Genomic DNA, 19,517 nt, shown 5'->3' with positions numbered 1-19,517 from the left:
CGGCAGCCAGGGCCACGCGGCCCTGGCTGCCGGCGAACGGTGGACCGCGTCGGCTACGCCAGCGTGATCGCGTACACCTCCACCCGCGGGTCGTCGGGCAGGGTCACGGAGTGCACCGCCTTGGCCGGGTCGAGCGGCAGGGAGAGGCCGAACAGGCGCACCGGCGGGCCGTCCACGCCCTGACCCGCCTTGATGCGGTGGGGCATCTCCAGCACCACCGTGCTGCCGGAGCCTGCCCAGTCGCCGACCGTCATGGCCGCCTCCGCCGTGCTGCCGTCGGCGTACCGGACGGTCACCGCCGTGGTCACCGGGCCGTTGTGCGACGCCGCCACGAGTCGCAGCGCCGAGTGCCGGCCGCCGGGCAGCAGCATCGCCTGCCCGCGTGCCTCGACGAAGTTCGCCGCCGTGCCGGACGCGTCCGGCGCCTGGTAGGTCACGCCGCCCAGCACCACCGGGCCGGGTGCGGGCAGCAGCGCGGCGTCGTAACTCCAGCCCGAGCCGTCGAAGTTGCCCTGGTGGGACGCGGCGACGGTGGCCGTGCCGTCGTGGTTGAGCTCACCGGCCAGGTCGACCGCGCACTGCGCGCCCGCCACCGCGCACGTCGCCGCCTTCCGGACGTCCACCACCGCCTCGCGCACCACGGTGTTCGGCCCCGCGACGGTGACCCGCACCGGGTAGCGGCCGATCGGCGTGCCGGCCGGCACCGTCACCACCACCCCCACCGACCGCTGGGTCGGCAACCGGCCCGACTTGATCACCAGCTGCCCGGTGGTCGTCACCGACCAGCCGTCCGGCGCGGTCGCCGTGATGCCGACCGGCACCGTGCCGGGCGCCTGGACGAGCACGTCCAGGGTCAGCTCGACGGTCTGCGGCGCGTCCGCCGTCGGCACGACCGCCGACGCCTGGCGCAGCGACGCGTCCACGTGCCGCCGCCCGTCGGCCTGCGCGCGGTTGACCGACGGCGGCTCGGCGCCGGGACCGGTGCCCCAGGAGGACGGCGCGGTGCCGAGCCGGTGCGCCAACGTGCCGCCGCCCGCCACGGTGTCCCAGTCCAGCCACGTCTTGCGCACGTCCTGGCCGTTGAACGACACCTGCTGGACGTACCGGTTGGCGTCACTGGCCCCCGGCGCGGTGATGGTCAGCGTCTTCTGCCCCGTTCGGACGGTCGCGCCCGGGAACTGCGGGCTGGACAGCGCGAGGAAGTCGCCGCCGCTCATCGTCGGGTACAGGCCGAGCGACGAGAACACGTACCAGGCCGACATCGTGCCCAGGTCGTCGTTGCCGGTCATGCCGTCCGGACCGGTGGTGAACAACGTCATCGCCGCGCGCACCACGGTCGCCGTCTTCGACGGCGTGCCGGTGGACAGGTAGAAGTACGGCGCGAGCAGGTCGGGTTCGTTGTTCGGGTTGTACGTCGGCTTGCCGTAGTAGTCGTACGGCTGCGTGATCCAGTCCTCGCGCACGGTCCCGGCAGGGTCGGCGAGCAGCTCGTCGTAGGCGAAGAACGCGTCCAGCCGCTGCTCGGTCGCCCGCCGGCCGCCCATCAGCTGCACCAGGCCGTTCGGGTCCTGCGGCACCAGCCACTGGTACTGGAACGCGCCGCCCTCGTGGAACTGGTGACCGGCGTCGACCGGGTTGTACGGCGTCACCCACGTGCCCTCGGCCGTGCGGGGCCGGAAGTGGCCGGTCGAGGCGTCCCACAGGTTGCGGTACCACTGCCCGCGCTCGGCGAGCACGCGCGCGTCGTCGTGCTTGCCCAGGCCGCGCGCCATGATGGCGAGCGACGCGTCGGCCGCCGCGTACTCCAGCGTCGCCGACGCCGGGTGCACGCAGTCGTTGTCGCCGCCCTTGTGCGCGCAGTCGACGCCGAGCTTCAGGCCGGACGGGATGTAGCCGCGGTCGAGGTAGAAGTCCACACCGGACCGCCCGTTGTACGGCGAGTCGGCCGGCGGGACGCTGGTGGCGTTGCGCTTGAGCAGCTCGTACGCCTCTTCCTCGTGCCCGGCGAGCAGGCCCTTCGACCACGCCTCGACCAGGAACGGCGTCACCGGGTCGCCGGTCATGATGTTGGTCTCGCTGTTGACCAGCGCCCAGCGCGGCAACCACCCGCCGTCGCGGCCGCTCGCCACCACCGACAGGGCCACGTCCCGGGCGACCTCGGGTTCCAGCAGCTCCAACAGCTGGTTCTGCGGCCGGTAGGTGTCCCACAACGACAGGTTCTGGTAGGGCGTGAAGCCGTCCGCGACGTGCGCTCGGCCGTCGAAGCCCAGGTACCGGCCGTCCACGTCACCGGCCAGGTTCGGGTGCAGCAACGAGTGGTACAGCGCGGTGTAGAACGCGGTCCGCCGCTCCGGCGCGCCACCGTCGATCTTGATGGAGTCCAGCCGCCGCACCCAGGTCTGGTGCGCCCGGTCCTTCGTCGCGTCGAAGTCGTAGGAGTCGCCGGTCTCGGCGGCGAGGTTCTTCCGCGCGCCGTCCATCCCGGTGTAGGACAGGCCGACCTTGAGCACCACGTCCCGGTCGGCCGTGGCGTCGAAGGTCACCCAGGCGCCGTTGCCGCCCTGGCCCGCCGCGTCCGGCACGCCCGGCGCGCGGGTCGTGCCGCGCCACGTGCCGAAGCTCGCGAACGGCCGGTCGAACGTGGCGGTGAAGTACACGGTGTGCTCGTCGTGCCCGGCGCAGAACCGCCCGGCCTTGATCCGGCCCTCGACGGTCCGGTCGCCGACGACGTGCACCTCGGAGTCCAGCACCTGCTGGTTGGCCTTGCCGGTGTTGAACAGGACGTTCGCCTGCGTACCCGCCGGAAACGTGTGGCGCTGCCAGCCGGTGCGCGGCGTGGCGGTCAGCTCGGCGTTCACCCCGTAGCGGGACAGCCCGACGCGGTAGTAGCCCGGCCGCGCCTCCTCGTCGCCGTGCGAGTACCTCGACCGGTAACCGGCGGTGTCAACGTTGTCCACCGGGCCGGTCGTCGGCATGACCGGCAGCTCGCCCGCGACGCCGCAGCCGACGCCGGACAGGTGCGTCTGGCTGAAGCCGTGGATCTCCTGCTGCTCGTAGTCGTAACCGCCCTGGCCACCGGTGTCCGGGCTGACCTGCACCATGCCGAACGGCAGGCTCGCGCCGGGGAAGGTGTTGCCGAAGTTCTGCGTGCCGACGAACGGGTTCACCAAGGTGGTCGGGTCCACGTCGGCGGCAGCGGCGGGCGCCGCGACCACCGGTGCGCCCATGAGGGCCAGCGCGGCGGCGAGCAGGAGCGTGTTGCCTCGTCTGAGCGGCATCGGCAGGGTGACCTCTCTGGGTGACAACGTTGTCAGGCGACCCGCGTGCCCGGGTCACCGGCCTCGACTCTCGCGCACCACTCCCCCGGTCGTCCAGCCCTGCCGCACACCCTGACCGGTCAAATTCCGAACCGCGTGGCGTGCGGGCACGGCGGCGGTAGCTTGGGCGCGTGGCCGAGGACCGGTGGGACTTCTTCATCGCTTACGCCGGCCCCGACCGGGAGGCCGCGGCGACCCTGCACGACCTGCTCAGCCCCCTGTTCCGGGTGTTCCTCGACCACCGGAGCCTGCTGCCGGGCGACGATTGGGGCGCCCGGCTCTCCGCCGCGCAGGGCCGGGCCGCCGTCACGCTCGTGCTGATCTCCCCGCGCACGGACGCCGCCTACTACCAGCGCGAGGAGATCGCCAGGGCGCTCGACCTCGCCCGCCGCGAGGACGGCCACGAGGACGACCGCGGGCACGGCGCGCACCGCGTCGTGCCGATCCTGCTGGACGAGCCGGGCCTCACCGTCGACCTGCCGTACGGCCTGCGCCTCAAGCACGGCATCTCGGTCGCCGAGTCGGGCGGGCTCACCGGTGTCGCCGATCGCCTGACGAGCGCGCTGCGGTCCCGGCTGGCCATGTCGGCGGCGGAGATCCGGCGGCGGCACGTCGCCCGTGCGGCGGTCCGGCGGGCCGTCCGCCTCGTGCCGACCGCGAGCTTCGACCGGGACGGCCGGCTCGGGCTGCCCGCTCGCGCGTACGTGTTCATCGGCGACCACGACGAACAACGCCACCGCACGCTGCGGCAGGTGCTGTCCAACCTGCTGATCGGCGACGCCTTCGACCGGGTCGAGAACTCCGACGTGCCGTGGACGGCCCTCACGTTCGAGGTCGGCGACCTGAACCGGCGCAAGCTCGACCTGATGCCGGGCACCTGGAAGGCCGCGTTCCGCATCCTGTCCGACCCGAGGCGCGCGGCCCGCTTCACCGCGACCGCGGAGGAGCTCGCCGCCCTCGGCCGCCCGCCGCGCGATTACTACTCCCCCGACCAGTCCCGGTGGTACGGCAGCTGCACGACAGGGGAACGCCGGTACACCCCGCACGGCGCCGACCACTTCCTGTACGACGTGCTCGGCATCGACGACCTCTGCTTCGACGGCAGCGGCATCACGCCGTCGACCGGGACGCCGTCGAGGGTGTTCTTCGTGCGCAACGTGCCGCTGTCCACGATCACCTACCGGGTCCGGCACCTCGGCCGGCCGGGGGACGACGTCGTCCTGGACTAGGCACGACAGGCAAGCCCTCACTTGCAGGCAAGCGGTCACTTGCCTATGGTGGGGTCGTGGCGGAGGAACTCTTCAAGGCGCTGGCCGACCGCACCCGTCGACGCATCCTCGACGAACTGGTCGAACGCGACGGCCAGACCCTGTTCGAGATCTGCGCGCGGCTGCTGACCAAGTACGACCTCGGGCTGACCAGGCAGGCGGTCAGCCAGCACCTGGCCGTGCTGGAGGCGGCGGGCCTGGTCCGGTCGCGGCGCGAGGGCCGCTACAAGTTCCACGAGTTGAACACCGATCCGCTCGAGCTCATCGTGACGCGGTGGCTCAGGCCCGAAGCACCGGAGAACACCCCATGAGGATCCACCTGTCCAGCGTCTTCGTCGACGACCAGGCCAAGGCCCTGAGCTTCTACACCGACGTGCTGGGCTTCGTGAAGAAGAACGACGTCCCGGTGGGCGAGGACCGCTGGCTGACCGTGGTCTCGCCCGACGATCCCGACGGCACCGAACTGCTGCTGGAGCCCAGCGGCCACCCCGCGGTGAAGCCGTACAAGGACGCGCTGGTCGCGGACGGCATCCCGGCCACCGCCTTCGCCGTGGACGACGTGCGCGCCGAGTACGACCGGCTGCGCGGGCTCGGCGTCCGGTTCACCCAGGAGCCCTTGGAGATGGGCCCCGTCGTCACCGCGGTGCTGGACGACACCTGCGGCAACCTGATCCAGATCGCCCAGTACAAGTAGGCCCTGCCCGGACCACGCGACACCGGCCGGTCAAAAGGCAGTTCGGGCCGGTGTCGCGAGCCTGTCCGCGTCGCGGTGTCGATGAGGCCGCTGCGGCCACCACTTCCGGGGGAAGAGCATGACCGAGTACCGCGGCTACGCGGCGAGACAGAGGTTCCGCTCCGACGTCGCCCAGTCGCCGGACGGCGCAACCGTCGCGTACGCCGCCGACATCGACGGGCAGCACCACCCGCACGTGGCGCCTGTGCCCGGCGGGCCGAGCTCGGCGACTTCGAGCACGCGGTGGCACGCCGGGATGGCCCGCCCGGTTGGCGACGCCTCCGAGAGCCGGTCGGCATGACGGCGCGCGGCTTGCTGCTGCTGGACGTGGACGGACCGCTGAACCCGTACGCCGCGAACCCGCACCGCCGCCCCGCCGGCTACCGGACGTTCCGGCACACCCGGCGCGGGACCTGGCACTCCGGCCGTGACGCGCGCCGGTACAAGGGGTTGCGGGTGTGGCTGAACCCCGAGCACGGCGCCCTGCTCCGGGCGTTGGCCGAGGACACCGGCCTGGAGCTGGTGTGGGCCACGACGTGGATGCACCTGGCGAACGCGCTCGTCGCGCCCGCCATCGGTCTGCCCGCGTTGCCGGTGATCGAGTTCCCGGACTTCGACGACGGGTGGCGCCCCGACGGGGACTGGAAGTGGCGGGCCGTCGCGGGTTACGCGGACGGGCGGCCGCTGGCGTGGTTCGACGACGAGCACGACGTCGGGTACGACGACGCTCGGGCGTGGTTCGTCCGGCACCGGGCGGGCGTGCCGACCAACCTGTGCCACGTCGACCCCCGCCGCGGGCTGGGACCCGAGCACCTGGACGACGTCCGGGCGTGGGCCGCGACCATCCGGTAGGTCCACAGTGGACGGCCGGTGGACCGTTCCGCCGGGAGGTAGCCTGGGTGATCGGGACACGACGGGCAGGAAGGGGTTGCCGTGCCGGGACTTCGGCGGATCGCGCTGATCGGGGTGCTGCTGGCGTCCCTCGGAGCGTGCACCGAGGCGCCCACCACGACTCCCACGACGACGGAGCGTTCCACCGGCACGCCGGCCGGCGAGCGCGTGTACGTGTCGTTGGGCGACTCCTACGCCACGGGCTACCGGCCGCCGAACGCGCCCGCCGGCGGCGACGGCTTCGCCTACCTCGTCGCCGAGCGGTCGGACCTGCGGTTGATCAACCTAGCGTGCAGCGGCGCCACGTCCGCGCAGCTGCGCGCCGAGCCGGGCTGCGCGCCCGGCAACCGGGGCCCCGGCGCGCCGGACCCCGCGGGCCGCACCCAGCTCGACGCGGCCGTGCAGGCGCTGCGCGAGCACCGGGGGCGCATCGGCCTGGTGACCGTGGTGATCGGCGGCAACGACCTGGCGCCGTGCGCGCAGGCGCGGGACGCGTTGACGTGCGCGTCCCAGGCGGTGGCCGCCGTCCGGACCAACCTGGCCGCCACCCTGCCCGCCCTGCGCGAGGCCGCCGGCGACACCCCGATCGTGGGCCTGACCTACCCGGACGTGTTCCTCGGCGCGTGGGTCTCCCCCGCGTTCCCGAACGGCCAGGACCTCGCGCGCCTGTCGGTGTCGCTGTTCCGCGACTTCTTCAACGCCGCCCTCAAGTCCGAGTACGAGAAGGTCGGGGCGCGGTTCGTCGACGTCACCGCGACGACCGGCGGCTACGGCCCGTTGACGGAGACCACCCAGGACCCGGTCTACGGCGCGATACCGACCCCGGTGGCGAAGGTGTGCGAGCTGACGTACTTCTGCGAGCACACCGACGTGCACCCCACGCCCGCCGGCCACGAGGCGATCGCCACCGCCGTGCTCGCCGCCCGCTAGCGCTCACGTCCGCCGAACGCGGCGCGCACCCGCCGACCGGCCAACCGCACCGGCTCGACCACCGACTCGCGCACCCACCGCGCCGGAGCGACCACGACGGCGCGCCACACGTGCCTGATCGCGCGGCCGACGGGCGCCAGCACCACCCGGTAGACCCACCGGACCGGCGGCACGACCACCGCGCGGAACACCCGCCCCAGCAGCCGCCAAGCCCAGACCAGGGCGTCCCCGGCCACCCGCGCGACCATCGCCAACCCCCGCCCCACCAGGCGGAACGCCCAGCCCAGCGCCCTCGCGAAGAGCCGCACCAGCCACCAGAGACCCCGCGCGACGCGCACGACCACTTCGCGCCACAACCACCGCGCGGGCCCCACGACGAGCGTCCGCCAGCACCACGCCAGCGGCCGGCGCACCACCACCCGCAGCACCCACCCGACCGCGCCGACGACCCGGCGCACGAAGTCCTCGACGGCCACGTCCGCCGTCCGCAACCACCGGCCGACCGGCGCGAACACCCGGCCCAGCCCGCGACCGGCGGGTCGCAGCACGAATCGCGCCAAGGCCCGGAACACCCACCGCACCCCGGCGCCCACCACCGCGAGCACCCGGTCCACCGCACGGAAGACGGCCCGCAGCACCACCCCGAGCGGCCTGAACACGAACCGCACCAGCGTCCTGCCGACCCACCGCAGCGCGGAGCCGAGCGCGCCCACCACCCACCGCACCCCGGCCCCGAGCGGCACGAGGACCCACCGCCGCACCCACCGACCCATCGCGCGAACGACGGCCCAGACCCACCTGGCCACCGCCGCCAACGGACGCAGCACGGCCCGGCCGACGACCTTCAACCACTCCCACGCCACCCGCACCGGCACCACGATCACCACGGCGACGGCACGTGCCACCCACACCGCCCAACGCGGCGGCTGCGGCTGCTCTTCGATCTCGTTCCCCCCGTTCACACCCACTTGAACGCGCCGCCGCGGCGCGCGGTGCCGTCCCACCTCACCAGAACACGAGCGGTCGTCACCGGTGCGCGGTCCGTCACGGGCGTCCACGTATCGTTGCGCGGTGTTCGATCGCATCAAGGGCAACGCCCGTGCCGCGGAACTGCTGGCGACCGTCTTCGACTTCGACCTCGACCGGGCCGAGCACGGGGAACCCGTGTGGCCGTCGTGGGACGGCGAGTTCCGCCCCGTCGCCGGTGACGCGGCGGGCGGCACGTTCTACGCGTGCGGCGGGCCCGTGCTGTACGCGAGCTCCGAAGGTGAGGCGGGCGTCCTCGCCGCCGACCCGACCGCCGCGATCCAGCTGGTCGTCGGCGTGCCGACGTGGCACGACGTGGTGACGCGGGCACCGGACCTCGACGCCATGCGCGCCGCCTTCGCGTCGACCCTCGCCGAGTTCCTCGAGCACGAGCCGGACCTCGACCGGCACCAGGCCGAGGTCTCGGCGGAACTCGGCCTCGACCGCGTCCCCGTCGACGAGTTGCTGATCCGGCTGCGCGCCGCCCTGACCGAGCTGTCGCCCGACTTCCGGCTGCTCAACGAGGAAGGCGAGGAGTACGACCCCCTCTAGTTCTCTCGACCGGTGGTGTTCCAAGGCCGCCCGGTCACCTTCGAGACCGTCGCCCGCGCTCTCGGGCAGCACCGGGCAGTCGGGGCCGCCCGAGAAAGGAAACCGTTGACCCCACAGGATGATCAAGAGCGTCTTTTGGAAGCGCCACGCCTGCGTCTCGACCGCGCTCGGCGGGACCGCTCGACCTGGGCGGAACTGGCGTTCGCCCCGGCGCGCAACGACCAAGGGCACGCCTACGACCTCAACAGAGAGGCGAGGTTCGGCGTGCTGTGGGCACTGCAGTACGACCGGAGACCGCAGGACCTGCCGCTGCTGAGGTTCCTGCTCCAGCAGGAGATCAGCCGCTACCGGCAGACCGTGCCGTCGGGTCTGGCCCCGGACTTGCAGCTGGCGGGTTTCCTGGTGGCCGAGCACCGCCGACTCGACGACGTGTGGCTGCACTGGCAAGCCAAGAACATCAGCTTCGACACCGCGCTCGGCTACCGCGCCCACCACCTGTTGACGGCAGGTGTCGACGCGACGGTGGAGGCCGTGCGGTCCAGCTCCCACCCGGATCGGGAAAGCATCCTGCACGAGATCGCCAGTCCGCGGAATCCGGACGGCACACCCCACTACACCGACGCCGTCGTCGAAGAGTGGCTGGAGGCCCAACGGGCGCGCTTCCCGTCGGATCCCGCCGCCGAGAGCCTGCGGACCTGGGCCAACCACGCGACCCGCCTCGGCGAGCACGACGCGTCCCGCCGCTTCCTGCTCGCGTGGGCCGACCACCAGCCCCGCACCGAGCGCACCCTCAACACCCTCCAGTTCCACCTCGCCCAGCTCGGGTTCCTCGACGAGGCGATCGAGGTGCAGAAAGAAGCCGTCGCCGTGGCAGGACCGGGCTGGACGAGGGCCGTCGGGTTGCTCACCCTCGTCGAACTACAGCGGAGATCCGGCGACTTCACCCACGCGTGGGAAACGCTGCGCGAATGCGCCGGCGCCATGCCTTCCGACCGGTCCTCGAAGGAAGCGGGGCTCTGGCGGCACTTCGTCAGGGCGCACTTCCAGCTCGTCCCGATGGCGCCCGACCGGGCCACCGCCCGGACGGTCCTGGCGGAAGGCGACCGGCAGATGCACGGCGTCTCCCGGCTGTGGATGGACCGCGTGCTGGACGCCGCGATCACCGCCGTCGAGCACGTCGGAGACCTCCGGATGCGCGCCCGCTACCTGGCGATCCGGGAGGCCGAGCTCCGCGCACGCGAGCAGGAGATGACGAAGGCCGGCAGCCGCGAGACCACCGCGGGGATCGAGGACGATCGCGACACCACCAGCACCTGAAGCTCACGCGGAACAGCCACGCCACCAGAACTCGGCAATGCTGGACAAAGCATCGAGAGGCTGACGATCGGCCGCCGTCCGACACGCGCCCACTCTCAGGGGAACGCGGCCTCGTCGCCGGGCAAGGTCTCAATCGCAGCGGCGCAAGGCATCCTCCACGAGTCGGTCCGCGACCTCGTCCCAGTCGGCCCGCCGGTCCGGCGTGGTCTCGTCGTCGGCCGTCCGGGCGATCTCGTCCAGCACCTCGGGCAGGTCCGCGATCCCGGTGTCGTGCCCGGCGTAGCGGCGCAGGGTGTCCGCGGCGTGGTAGCGGACCAGGTACTCCGGATCGCGGGCCGCCTGGCTGAGGGCCTCGACCAGCCGTGGGGTCGGGGCGAAGTCGGCGAGGGCGGTCGCCGCGTCGAACCGCACGCGCTCGCCCAGGTCCGAGGCCAGGACCGAGACGATCGGGTCGGCCCACGACTCGTCACCGGTCAGCACGCGCAGCGCTTGGGCGACGCGGACCAGGAGAGGTCCTGCCGCACCCGACGCCGCGTCACGCAGCAGCGCCACCGAGCCCTCGGGTGCCTTCCCCCCGGCGGCGAGCACGGCGATCGACCACGCGGCCACCGGGTCACCGGCTCGGACGCCCGTCGTCACCATCCGCGCCACCTCGGCCGGAGCGGTGCCGGCCAGGTCGAGCAACCGGGTGAACCGGGGCCCGTCGTGCGCGACCAGGTGAGGAGCGCCGAACACCCTCCTCCGCCACCGGACCCACGCGCGGACGGCGACCATGAGCAGCCCTTCTCGACCGAGCAGCGGCCGATCCGGCTCATCCCCCCGGCCGGTGGAACCGGATCGTCGGCGCGAGCACCAGGTGGACGAGCACAGCGTCCCACGCCGAGGCCCGCACCGGGGGCACGTCCCGGGCCGAACCCGGCGGCGCGGCGAGGGTGCGCCGCGCCGCCCGGGGTTCAGCCCCAGGCGCCCGCCACCTGCTTGGTGGCCGCGTTGAGGCGGTTCCACACGTTCACCGTGGCGATGGCGACCAGCAGGGCCGAGAGCTCCCGCTCGTCGTAGTGCTTCGCGGCCTCCTGCCAGACCTCGTCCGACACGGGTTCGGGCCGGTCGGACAGCCGGGTCACGGCCTCGGCCAGCGCCAACGCCGCCCGCTCCGCCTCCGTGTAGTACGGCGTGTCCCGCCAGGCGCCGACCGCGAAGATCCGCTCGTCGGACTCACCCTGCTTCCGCAGGGCCTTCCCGTGCATGTCGACGCACACGCCGCACCCGTTGATCTGCGACGCGCGCAGGTTGACCAGCTCCAGCAGCGACTCCGGCAGCCCGACCCGCGTGGCGGTCTCCCCCAGCGCGAGCAGCGCCTTCATCGTGCCGGGCACCGTCGCGGCGGGGTGGTTCATGCGTGGTTCCACGTCGTTCGCTCTCCTCTTCCATCGTCCTCGCTCGCTCTGTCACGCCCTGACGAATGGGACGCGGACGATGTGACCGCGATCGACGACGACCCTGCCGACGCGGTCCCGGCGACCGGTCACGCTGCGGTTGCGGGTGGCAACGGCCTGTGGTCCTCTGGGCGGCGAGTTCGGCGCGCAGAGAGTGGACGAAGCCGGTGGATGATGTGCCTCAGGTCGTCTGGTGGCTGACGATCGCCGCGATCGCCGGCCTGCTCCTGTTCGACTTCGTGGCGCACGTGCGCAAGGCGCACGCGCCGAGCCTGCGCGAGGCGGCGCTGTGGTCGGCCCTCTACGTGGGGATCGCGATCCTCTTCGGAGTCGGGGTGTTCGTCTTCGGCGGCCCCAAGATGGGCACGGAGTACTTCGCCGGGTACGTGACGGAGAAGGCCCTGTCGGTCGACAACCTCTTCGTCTTCCTGATCATCATGTCCAGCTTCAAGGTGCCCCGCGCCGACCAGCAGAAGGTCCTGCTGTTCGGGATCGTCTTCTCGCTGATCGCCCGCACCGGCTTCATCCTGCTGGGCGCCGCGCTCATCAACCTGTTCGCCTGGGTCTTCTACCTCTTCGGCCTGATCCTGCTGATCACCGCCGGCAACCTGCTCAAGCCGGAGGGCGAGGACAGCCACTCGGCGGACAACATCGTCATCCGGGTCGCCCGGAAGCTGTTCCACACCACCGACACCTACGACGGCGACCGGCTGTTCACCACAGTGGACGGTCGGCGGGCCATGACGCCGATGCTGCTGGTGATGGTCGCCATCGGCGGCACGGACATCCTGTTCGCGCTGGACTCCGTCCCGGCCATCTTCGGGCTGACGCAGAACGTCTACCTCGTGTTCACCGCCACCGCGTTCTCGCTGCTGGGGCTGCGCCAGTTGTACTTCCTCATCGACGGGCTGCTGAACCGGCTGGTCTACCTCGCCTACGGGCTGGCGGTGATCCTGGCGTTCATCGGCGTGAAGCTCATCCTGCACGCCCTGCACGAGAACAACGTGCCGTTCATCAACAACGGGCAGCCGGTCCACGTGGTGGAGATCAGCACCGGGCTGTCCCTGAGCGTGATCATCGGCGTCCTGTTCGTCACCGTCGTCGCCTCCATGACCAGCCCGTGGGGCCGGGCGCAGAACGTGATCGCCTCGGCCCGCCGGCACGCCGTCGAGTACCTGGACATCGAGACGGACCCCGCCCGCCGCAGGGAGGTCTTCGACGCGCTGCTCGCCGAGGAAGCGACGCTCAAGCAGCTCCCGGAGAAGTACCGCGCCCGGATCCGGGAAGAGGAGAAGCTGATGACCCTGCTCAAGCGCGCACACGAGGCGCACGCCAGGACCTAGCCCGGTGGGCGGTCACCCTCGCGGTCCGTTCCGCCGTCGGTCCCGCGCGCGTCCCGGCCGCCGAGGCGGTGGGCGGCACGGGCCAGCGCGTGGCCGGCCACCGGCGAGGTGAGCACGACGAACGCGATCGCGAGCACGGCGAAGGTGATGATCGTCGCGTCCTCGGTCGCGATCGAGGACGCCAGGATCGCGATCACCCCGGGTCCGGTGGCCAGTCCCTGGGCGTGCAGCTGGACGAAGGTGTCGGGCAGCCGGAGGACGCCGGCGAGGCTGACCGTGAGCAGCACCAGGCCCAGCAGAAGCAGTGCGCCCCCGAGCACGTCGAGCAGGACCGAGATCATCCGAACGGACCTCCCGAGTCGAGGTAGCGGGCCGCCGCCACGGTGGCGATGAAGGACAGCAGGGCCAGGGCCACCGCCGCGTCCAGGTAGTAGGCCTGCCCGCGCAGGTAGGACAGCAGGGCCAGGAGCGCGATGACGATCGTCGCGAGGAGGTCGAGCGCCACGACGCGCTGGAGCACGTCCCGGGCGCGGACCAGCGACAGTCCGCCGGCGACCAGCAGCAGCGTCACCCAGAAGAGGGCGGGGACGACGATGACGGCGGGCACGGCGGTCAGGGGAAGACGCGGCGCTGGCGCCGCCGGTAGGAGTCGAGCTGGGCGGCGACCACGGCCTCGGGGTCCCGTGCGTCGAGCACGTGCAGCAGCATCCGCCCCCGCTCCTCGTCGACCTCGACCACCACGGTGTCCGGCACGAAGCCGACCCGCACCGCCCAGGCCGCGGCCGGCACGGGCCCGGTGCGGGGTATGGGTACCTCGACGAGCCCGGGGGCGGTCGAACCCCGGCGGACGAGGGTGACGGCGGTCTGCCAGGTGCCGACCACCAGGTCGACCAGCGTCCCGCCGATCAACGCCGGCACCCCCGCGAGCCGGCGGCCCAGCTCCGCGAGCGGGGTCCGCGGCGGCCCGTTCGGGCGGACCCGTCCGGCCACGACGACGAGCGAGGTGGACAGGAGGAGTCCGATGAGGACGTCCCCGGGCCGCAGGCTCGTCAACGCCAGCAGGTAGACCGAGGTGAGCGCGACGACGCGCAGCAGCAGGCTGATCATGGCGACCTCCGTGGTCATTCGGTGCCCCCGGCCAGCAGGGCGTCGACCGCCTGGCCGCTGAGCAGGAGCAGCGGCTCGGGCCACAGCCCGGCGGCGAGCACCAGCAACGCCAAGGCCGCCGTGAACAGCCGCTGGGGCAGTGGGCTCGCCGCACCCGTCGCCCGCGGGTCGGGACGCCAGAACCGGCGCTGGTACACCTGGAACATGTAGACGAGGGAGAGAGCGCTGCCCACCAGGAGCAGCACGACGAGGGCGACGCTGCCGGCCGCGATCCCGGTGCGGAACAGCTCCAGCTTGCCGATGAACCCCGCCGCCGGCGGCACGCCCGCCACGCTGAGCGCTCCGACCGCGAACGCCGCCGCGACCACCGCGCCCCGCACCCCCGAGGCCAGGAACAACAGCGCCTTGTTCAGCGAGTTGATCACGCTGTAGAGCACGGCGGCCATCAGGCCGACGGGCCCGCCGACGCCGAGGGCGACCAGCACGTACCCGACCTGCCCGATCGCGGAGTAGGCCAGCGTCTCGGCGGCGTCGCCGCGGGCGACCGCCAGCACCCCGCCGTAGACGATCGAGGCGGCGCCCAGGACGACGAGCGCGACGCCGGCGAGCCGCAACTGCTCGGGAAACAGGTCGGCGCCGAAGCGCAGCAGGCCGTAGGCGCCGATGTTCGCCACGGCGCCGCTGAGGACGGCCGCGACCGCGGGGCGGGCGCCGGCGTAGACGGTGGGCAGCCAGAAGTGGAAGGGGAACAGGCCGAGCTTCACGCTGAACGCGATGAAGAACCCGGCCGCGATCAGGACCGCCGCGTTGGGGTTGACCGCGAGCATCCGGGCGGCCACCTGGTCCATCGCCAGTGCCCCGGTCACCCGGTAGGCGCCCGCCACGGACAGCAGGAAGGTGAACGAGCCCAGCAGGTTGACCGCGGTGAACACCAGCGCCGCCCGCAGCTGGCGCCGCTTGCCACCGTAGGCGCTGAGCGCGTACGAGGCGGTCATCGCGAGCTCGAAGAAGACGTAGAAGGAGAACACGTCGGCCGTGACGAACAGTCCGGTCAACCCCGCGCCCAGCAGCACGACCAGGCCGGGGAACGTCCGCGACCGCACCCCGCCCGCCGCCTCGTGCGCGGCCGCGGCCAGCAGGACGAGCACCGACAGCAACGCGAAGGCGACACCCAGGGCGTCCGCGCGCAGCACGATGCCCACGCCCGCGGGCCAGCCGCCCGTCACGACCTGCCGATCACCCCCGGCGAACACGTCCGCCGCGAGCACGCCCAGCACGGCGAGGGTGACCGCGAGCGACGCGACCGCGAGCCAGGCGACCGCCCGCCGCCGCCCGTCCAGCGCCACGAGCACGGCGCCCGACACCCAGGGCACGAGGAGGACGGTCGACAGCAGCATCAGCGGGCCCGCCCGCGCTCGGCCCGCAGCTCGTCGGCCAGGAGGGCCTCGGTCTCCTCGCGGTCGGCCTGCCGCTCCCGCTCCAGGCCCGCCGCGTGCCGGGCCTCGGTCGCGGCCAGCTCGTCCTGCTCGGCGGTCCGGAAGACCACGATGGCCCGGTGCACCAGGGCGAGCAGCAGCGCCACCGTGGCGAGCCCGATGACCAGCGCGGTCAACGCCAGCGCCTGCGGCAACGGGTCGCTGACGTCGTCGCCGGGGACCACCGCGATCGCCGCCCGACCGCGGCTCAAGCCGGCGGCGATGATCGTGACGACGGCGCTCTGCGAGATCAGCATGATGCCCGCGACCATGCGGATCAGGTCGCGCTTGAGCAGCAGGTAGGCGCCGGAGCCGAACAGCACGGCCGCGGCGACGGCGACGGCGAGGATCACCGCTTCCCCTCCCCCAGCGGCCGTGCGAGCTGGTGCACCAACGTCGTCAGCACGCCGACGACCAGCATGAACACCCCGAGGTCGAGCAGCAGGGGGGTGAACAGCTCCAGCGCGCCGATCTTGGTGACGTGCTCGCCCGGGCCGGGGCGGTGGGTCACCGGCGGCTCGCCGAGCGCGAGGGGGAAGAACCCGCTCGCGAGCGCCAGGAGCAGGCCGCCGACCGCGAGCTTCGGCGCGTGGCGCAGCGCCGGCAGGGCCGACTCGGCGCCCTCGGCCCCGAACGCCACGTAGATCAGCGCGATCGCCAGCGCGACGACTACCCCGGCCGCGAACCCGTCGCCGACCTCGGCGTAGCCCTTGACGATGAGGGCGGCGGCGACCATCAGGCCGGGGCCGGGCAGCAGCCGGGCGACGACCCGGACCACCGAGTCCGGCGGCGCGTCCACGCCGTCCGCGCTCACCACAGCCTCCCGCGCCGCATCAGGGTGGCCACTCCGACCACCGCGACCAGCAGCACCGTGATCTCGACCAGCGTGTCCAGGCCGCGGAAGTCGGCGACGATCACCGTGACGACGTCACCGCCGTGGGCGGCGGGGGTGAGCCGGACGTGCTCGGCGGAGACGCTGTCCGGCGCGGGCTGGGACAGGAACCCCCACACCGAGGCGAAGACGGCGAGCCCGGCGACGACACCGGCCGGCCCGTCCCGCCGGCGCCGCCGGGGGCGGACCCGCACGACCGCGTCCCGCACCGGTCCCTCGTCGGGCATCCGGGCCAGCGCCGCGACGAAGACCAGGGTGAGCATGGTCTCGACCACGACGGCCACCAGCGCCACGTCCGGGGCGCCGACCAGCGCGTACACCGCCGCCAGCGCGAAGCCGACCACGGCGAGGGCGAGCGCGACGGTCAGCCGCGAGCGGACCCTGGCGACCACCAAGGTCGCGATGACGACCAGCACCAACAACGGGAGGATCAGCCAGTCGGCGCCCGCCACCACGCCGACCGCGTACGCGCCGGTCGTCGGAGTGGCGGCGAACGCGAGGCCGACCACGAGGCCGGCCGGCACCAGCACCGCGGCGATGCTGGTGCGCAGGTCCTTCACCTCCCGGTCGTGCACTGCGGCCGACACGCGGTCCAACGCGTGCAACGTCGCCTCGTAGGCCCGCCGGGGACCCCACCGCTCCCCCGCCGCGGCCACCGCCCGCACCACCGGGTCCACCACCCGCGGCAGGGCCAGCAGCAGCCCGCCCAGCACCCAGGCGGCGACCGCCATCACGTTCTCCGGCCGGAGGTCGAAGTGGTAGCCGGGTGCGATCGTGACCGGTCCGCCGGTCGAGACGCCGGCCGCGTCGGAGGCCAGCCGCGCGAACGGCTCCACGACCAAGCCGCCGAGCACCGCGACCGCCGCCAGGATCACGACCGGTGCGACGAGCAGCCCGGAGGCCGGGCCGACCTGCCCGCGCGGCGGCCCCAGGAACAGCCCCAGCCAGAACCGCCCGATGTAGGCGAACGTCAGGGTCGCCGCGACGACGGCCACCACCGCGGTCACCGGACCGTGCCGCAACGCGGCGGCGTAGAGCAGCTCGTCCTTGAAGAACCCGATCGTCAGCGGCAGCGCGGCCAGCGTCGCCGCCGCCACCCCCGCCGCCACCGCCAGCACCGGCGCCCGGCGCCCGAGCCCGCCCAGCCGGGACAGCCGGTCCTCGCCGGTCGTCATCGTCACCGTCCCGGCGGTCATGAACAGGGCGCTCTTGGCCACCGCGTGCGCCAGCACGTAGAACGCCGCCGCGCCGTTGCCCTCGGCTCCGCCCATCCCGTACAACATGACCAGGTAGCCGTACTGCGAGATGGTGGAGTAGGCGAGGAGCTGCTTGAGCACGTCCTGCCGCAGCGCCAACACCCCGCCCACCACCACCGACACCGCGCCCACGACCACGAGCCCGGTCAGCACCGGCTCGCTCCGGGCCAGCAGCGGGTGCACGCGCCCGATCACCAGCACGCCCGCCGCGACCATCGCGGCCGAGTGCAGGTAGGCCGACACGGGGGTCGGCGCCGCCATCGCCCGCGGCAGCCAGAAGTGCAGCGGGACCTGCGCGCTCTTGGCCAGCGCGGCCACCGCCAGCAACACGGCCGCCGACGTCGTGGTCGCCGAGGAGTCGGCGCGGGCCAGCAGCTCGGGGATCGAGAACGTCCCGTGCACCGAGTAGAGCAGCACCGCGGCGACCAGCATCGCCACCGCGGCGACCACCGTGACCAGCAACGCCATCAACGCCGCGGTCCGCGCCGCCCGCTCGGACCGGTCGAAGCCGATGAGGAAGTACGAGCACACCGCGGTCAGGTCGAAGAAGACGAACACCAGCACGAGGTCCTGCGCGGTGGCCAGCCCCACCATCGCCGCCGCGAACAGCGCCATCCACGGCCAGAACCGCCACCGCTCCACCGCCGAGCGGCGCTGGTGCTCCAGGTGCAGGGTCAGGTAACGGGTGCCGTAGGCGAAGACGAGGGCGCCGACACCGGTGGCCAGCAAGCCGTAGAGCACGGCGAGGCCGTCGAGCGCGAAGCTCAGCCGCAGGTCCAGGCTGGACGCCCAGGGCACCGAGACCGCGCCACCGCCGGCCAGCCCGCCGAGCAGGCACAGCAGGAACCCGGCGACCGCCGCGGCGCACGCCAGCCAGCCCAGCCGGTCCGTGCCCGGTCCGGGGTGCCGCTCACCCGCACCGCGGGTTCCCGGACCACCGCGAACGACGACCACGGGCAACTCCTCCGGCTGGAAGTCGAGTCGTCCGCAACGTACGGGATGCCGACCTGATCCGCAGACGTCGCAAGCCCGCCGGGGTGGGGTGACCAGTCGTCACGCCACCCCGTGTCCACCGAACCGGTGACACGACGCGCACCCGATCGCACCGGAAGTCCAAGGTGGAGGGTCGCCCGAACCACCGGCGGTGCGTGACCGGCTCTCGACGTCCACCCGAACGTGTAGGCCGATCGGACCGACGCGATGGCGGACGACCCGTGCCCGTGCCATCGTGCGACCGGACCCGCTCCGGCCGGCCGCACGACACCCCCGCGCCCGCCACCGCTCCGACCGGAGCCGGGCGGGTGCCGCCGGGTCAGTCCTGAGGAGTGAGCACGACGACGGGGAACTCCCGGTCGGTCTTCTGGGAGTACTCCTCGTACAGCGATAACATGCTCGTCATCCGGGCCCAGAGGGCCTCGCGCTCGGTCGGGGACGCGACCCGGGCGTGCGCGGTGAACCGACGGCTGCCGACCTGCACCCCGACGCTCGGGTCCGCCTGGAGGTTCCTGAACCACGACGGGTCCCGGTCGGAACCGCCGTCGGAGGCGACGACGACGAACTCCTCGCCCACCGTGCCGTAGATGAGGCACGTGCGACGCGGGATGCCGGACTTGCGACCGGTGGTGGCGAGCACGAGAGCGTAGACGCCGTTCATCTCGTGCCCCTCGGCGCCGTCCGAGGCCAGGTACTTGCGCGTCTGCTCGGCGATCAGGTCCGTTGGCGAGTCGGTGGCGCGGTCGAGGTCATCGGCGACAGCCATGGAGAACGGTCCTCTCTGGAACGGAAGTCTGGTGCGAAGCGCTGCGCGGAGATCCACGTCAGTCGATCCGCTCGGCCAGGGTAGCGATCATGAGAGGTCGGCGACGGCGTTCTCCACCGGCCTTCCGGGGAGCGGGCCACGACGGGTCGGGCGAAGGCGCAGCCCACGCACGCGGGATCACGCGGTCGTTCAACCGAAAGGCCTATACGGAGACC

21 protein-coding genes are annotated in these 19,517 nt (G+C 72.9%); 9 read left to right on the top strand and 12 right to left on the bottom strand.

Annotated elements, in window-relative coordinates:
* Nucleotides 1-53: 53 nt before the first annotated feature.
* A complete protein-coding gene (locus tag ABTZ99_RS35690) occupies nucleotides 54-3,278 on the bottom strand; it encodes a GH92 family glycosyl hydrolase (RefSeq protein ID WP_499617686.1) in 3,225 nt (1,074 codons plus the stop codon).
* 170 nt (nucleotides 3,279-3,448) lie between these two features.
* Here ABTZ99_RS35690 and ABTZ99_RS35685 point away from each other — a divergent pair, with 170 nt between their 5' ends.
* The 6 genes from ABTZ99_RS35685 to ABTZ99_RS35660 all read left to right on the top strand — a co-directional run bounded on the left by ABTZ99_RS35685 (nucleotide 3,449) and on the right by ABTZ99_RS35660 (nucleotide 7,139).
* Nucleotides 3,449-4,546, top strand: a complete 1,098-nt coding sequence (locus ABTZ99_RS35685) for a toll/interleukin-1 receptor domain-containing protein (protein WP_499617685.1) — start codon at nucleotides 3,449-3,451, stop codon at nucleotides 4,544-4,546.
* Between the two features lie 56 nt (nucleotides 4,547-4,602).
* On the top strand, nucleotides 4,603-4,896 hold the full coding sequence (locus ABTZ99_RS35680; protein WP_499617684.1) for an ArsR/SmtB family transcription factor: 294 nt from the start codon (nucleotides 4,603-4,605) through the stop codon (nucleotides 4,894-4,896).
* Nucleotides 4,893-5,279: a VOC family protein gene (locus tag ABTZ99_RS35675; protein ID WP_498781059.1), complete on the top strand. Its 387-nt coding sequence runs from the start codon at nucleotides 4,893-4,895 to the stop codon at nucleotides 5,277-5,279. Before ABTZ99_RS35680 ends, ABTZ99_RS35675 begins: the two co-directional genes overlap by 4 nt.
* 118 nt (nucleotides 5,280-5,397) lie before the next feature.
* On the top strand, nucleotides 5,398-5,619 hold the full coding sequence (locus tag ABTZ99_RS35670) for a hypothetical protein (protein ID WP_498781047.1): 222 nt from the start codon (nucleotides 5,398-5,400) through the stop codon (nucleotides 5,617-5,619).
* Nucleotides 5,616-6,170 carry an HAD domain-containing protein gene (locus ABTZ99_RS35665; protein ID WP_498781045.1) on the top strand — a complete coding sequence of 185 codons (555 nt, stop codon included), beginning with the start codon at nucleotides 5,616-5,618 and terminating at the stop codon, nucleotides 6,168-6,170. The genes ABTZ99_RS35670 and ABTZ99_RS35665 overlap by 4 nt, the downstream gene beginning before the upstream one ends.
* Nucleotides 6,171-6,251: 81 nt before the next feature.
* Nucleotides 6,252-7,139 (top strand): GDSL-type esterase/lipase family protein, encoded by an 888-nt coding sequence (locus ABTZ99_RS35660; RefSeq protein ID WP_499617683.1) that lies wholly within the window; start codon nucleotides 6,252-6,254, stop codon nucleotides 7,137-7,139.
* Here ABTZ99_RS35660 and ABTZ99_RS35655 read toward each other — a convergent pair.
* A complete protein-coding gene (locus ABTZ99_RS35655; RefSeq protein ID WP_499617682.1) occupies nucleotides 7,136-8,101 on the bottom strand; it encodes a hypothetical protein in 966 nt (321 codons plus the stop codon). The genes ABTZ99_RS35660 and ABTZ99_RS35655 overlap by 4 nt on opposite strands.
* A 109-nt stretch (nucleotides 8,102-8,210) precedes the next feature.
* On the opposite strand from ABTZ99_RS35655, the gene ABTZ99_RS35650 reads away from it, so the two are divergent.
* Both ABTZ99_RS35650 and ABTZ99_RS35645 read left to right on the top strand, forming a co-directional pair.
* Nucleotides 8,211-8,717, top strand: coding sequence for a hypothetical protein (locus ABTZ99_RS35650; RefSeq protein ID WP_499617681.1), 507 nt, complete (start codon nucleotides 8,211-8,213; stop codon nucleotides 8,715-8,717).
* 135 nt (nucleotides 8,718-8,852) lie between these two features.
* Nucleotides 8,853-10,034, top strand: a complete 1,182-nt coding sequence (locus ABTZ99_RS35645; RefSeq protein WP_499617680.1) for a hypothetical protein — start codon at nucleotides 8,853-8,855, stop codon at nucleotides 10,032-10,034.
* Between the two features lie 129 nt (nucleotides 10,035-10,163).
* Here the strand turns inward: ABTZ99_RS35645 and ABTZ99_RS35640 are convergent, their stop codons facing one another.
* Entirely contained in the window at nucleotides 10,164-10,808 is a 645-nt protein-coding gene (locus tag ABTZ99_RS35640) for a HEAT repeat domain-containing protein (RefSeq protein ID WP_499617679.1), read from the bottom strand.
* 179 nt (nucleotides 10,809-10,987) lie between these two features.
* Nucleotides 10,988-11,443 carry a carboxymuconolactone decarboxylase family protein gene (locus tag ABTZ99_RS35635; protein ID WP_499617678.1) on the bottom strand — a complete coding sequence of 152 codons (456 nt, stop codon included), beginning with the start codon at nucleotides 11,441-11,443 and terminating at the stop codon, nucleotides 10,988-10,990.
* A 194-nt stretch (nucleotides 11,444-11,637) separates the two neighbouring features.
* Between ABTZ99_RS35635 and ABTZ99_RS35630 the strand changes: the two genes are divergently transcribed.
* Nucleotides 11,638-12,813 (top strand): TerC family protein, encoded by a 1,176-nt coding sequence (locus ABTZ99_RS35630; RefSeq protein WP_499617677.1) that lies wholly within the window; start codon nucleotides 11,638-11,640, stop codon nucleotides 12,811-12,813.
* On the opposite strand, the gene ABTZ99_RS35625 is transcribed toward ABTZ99_RS35630, so the two are convergent.
* The 8 genes from ABTZ99_RS35625 to ABTZ99_RS35590 form a co-directional block, all read right to left on the bottom strand.
* The gene (locus tag ABTZ99_RS35625) at nucleotides 12,810-13,154 is read right to left on the bottom strand and encodes a cation:proton antiporter (RefSeq protein WP_498781031.1); all 345 of its coding nucleotides are present in this window, start codon (nucleotides 13,152-13,154) and stop codon (nucleotides 12,810-12,812) included. The two genes, ABTZ99_RS35630 and ABTZ99_RS35625, sit on opposite strands and share 4 nt — an antisense overlap.
* Entirely contained in the window at nucleotides 13,151-13,420 is a 270-nt protein-coding gene (locus tag ABTZ99_RS35620; RefSeq protein ID WP_498781030.1) for an MrpF/PhaF family protein, read from the bottom strand. Before ABTZ99_RS35620 ends, ABTZ99_RS35625 begins: the two co-directional genes overlap by 4 nt.
* Nucleotides 13,421-13,425: 5 nt before the next feature.
* Nucleotides 13,426-13,938 carry a Na+/H+ antiporter subunit E gene (locus ABTZ99_RS35615; protein ID WP_498781028.1) on the bottom strand — a complete coding sequence of 171 codons (513 nt, stop codon included), beginning with the start codon at nucleotides 13,936-13,938 and terminating at the stop codon, nucleotides 13,426-13,428.
* Nucleotides 13,935-15,317 carry a complex I subunit 5 family protein gene (locus ABTZ99_RS35610; RefSeq protein ID WP_499617676.1) on the bottom strand — a complete coding sequence of 461 codons (1,383 nt, stop codon included), beginning with the start codon at nucleotides 15,315-15,317 and terminating at the stop codon, nucleotides 13,935-13,937. Before ABTZ99_RS35610 ends, ABTZ99_RS35615 begins: the two co-directional genes overlap by 4 nt.
* Complete coding sequence (locus tag ABTZ99_RS35605) at nucleotides 15,317-15,748, bottom strand: sodium:proton antiporter (RefSeq protein ID WP_498781026.1); 432 nt, start codon at nucleotides 15,746-15,748, stop codon at nucleotides 15,317-15,319. The genes ABTZ99_RS35610 and ABTZ99_RS35605 overlap by 1 nt, the downstream gene beginning before the upstream one ends.
* Nucleotides 15,745-16,209: an MnhB domain-containing protein gene (locus tag ABTZ99_RS35600; protein ID WP_499617675.1), complete on the bottom strand. Its 465-nt coding sequence runs from the start codon at nucleotides 16,207-16,209 to the stop codon at nucleotides 15,745-15,747. The genes ABTZ99_RS35605 and ABTZ99_RS35600 overlap by 4 nt, the downstream gene beginning before the upstream one ends.
* Nucleotides 16,206-18,497, bottom strand: coding sequence for a hydrogen gas-evolving membrane-bound hydrogenase subunit E (gene mbhE, locus ABTZ99_RS35595; protein WP_499617674.1), 2,292 nt, complete (start codon nucleotides 18,495-18,497; stop codon nucleotides 16,206-16,208). The genes ABTZ99_RS35600 and mbhE overlap by 4 nt, the downstream gene beginning before the upstream one ends.
* Before the next feature lie 358 nt (nucleotides 18,498-18,855).
* Nucleotides 18,856-19,302, bottom strand: coding sequence for a nitroreductase family deazaflavin-dependent oxidoreductase (locus ABTZ99_RS35590; protein ID WP_499617673.1), 447 nt, complete (start codon nucleotides 19,300-19,302; stop codon nucleotides 18,856-18,858).
* Between the last annotated feature and the right edge of the window lie 215 nt (nucleotides 19,303-19,517).

The organism is Actinosynnema sp. NPDC002837 (assembly GCF_040295345.1).
Classification (GTDB): Bacteria; Actinomycetota; Actinomycetes; order Mycobacteriales; family Pseudonocardiaceae; genus Actinosynnema.
Note: the sequence above shows the minus strand (reverse complement) of the source record. Positions and strands in the feature narration are given on the sequence as shown.

Excerpts from the sequence above, each read along its gene's own strand:
- ABTZ99_RS35665 (WP_498781045.1), top strand. The coding sequence starts at position 5,616 with ATGACGGCGCGCGGCTTGCTGCTGCTGGACGTGGACGGACCGCTGAAC.
- ABTZ99_RS35670 (WP_498781047.1), top strand. The coding sequence starts at position 5,398 with ATGACCGAGTACCGCGGCTACGCGGCGAGACAGAGGTTCCGCTCCGAC.
- ABTZ99_RS35625 (WP_498781031.1), bottom strand. The coding sequence starts at position 13,154 with ATGATCTCGGTCCTGCTCGACGTGCTCGGGGGCGCACTGCTTCTGCTG.
- ABTZ99_RS35640 (WP_499617679.1), bottom strand. The coding sequence starts at position 10,808 with ATGGTCGCCGTCCGCGCGTGGGTCCGGTGGCGGAGGAGGGTGTTCGGC.
- ABTZ99_RS35610 (WP_499617676.1), bottom strand. The coding sequence starts at position 15,317 with ATGCTGCTGTCGACCGTCCTCCTCGTGCCCTGGGTGTCGGGCGCCGTG.
- ABTZ99_RS35690 (WP_499617686.1), bottom strand. The coding sequence starts at position 3,278 with ATGCCGCTCAGACGAGGCAACACGCTCCTGCTCGCCGCCGCGCTGGCC.
- ABTZ99_RS35615 (WP_498781028.1), bottom strand. The coding sequence starts at position 13,938 with ATGACCACGGAGGTCGCCATGATCAGCCTGCTGCTGCGCGTCGTCGCG.
- ABTZ99_RS35590 (WP_499617673.1), bottom strand. The coding sequence starts at position 19,302 with ATGGCTGTCGCCGATGACCTCGACCGCGCCACCGACTCGCCAACGGAC.
- ABTZ99_RS35675 (WP_498781059.1), top strand. The coding sequence starts at position 4,893 with ATGAGGATCCACCTGTCCAGCGTCTTCGTCGACGACCAGGCCAAGGCC.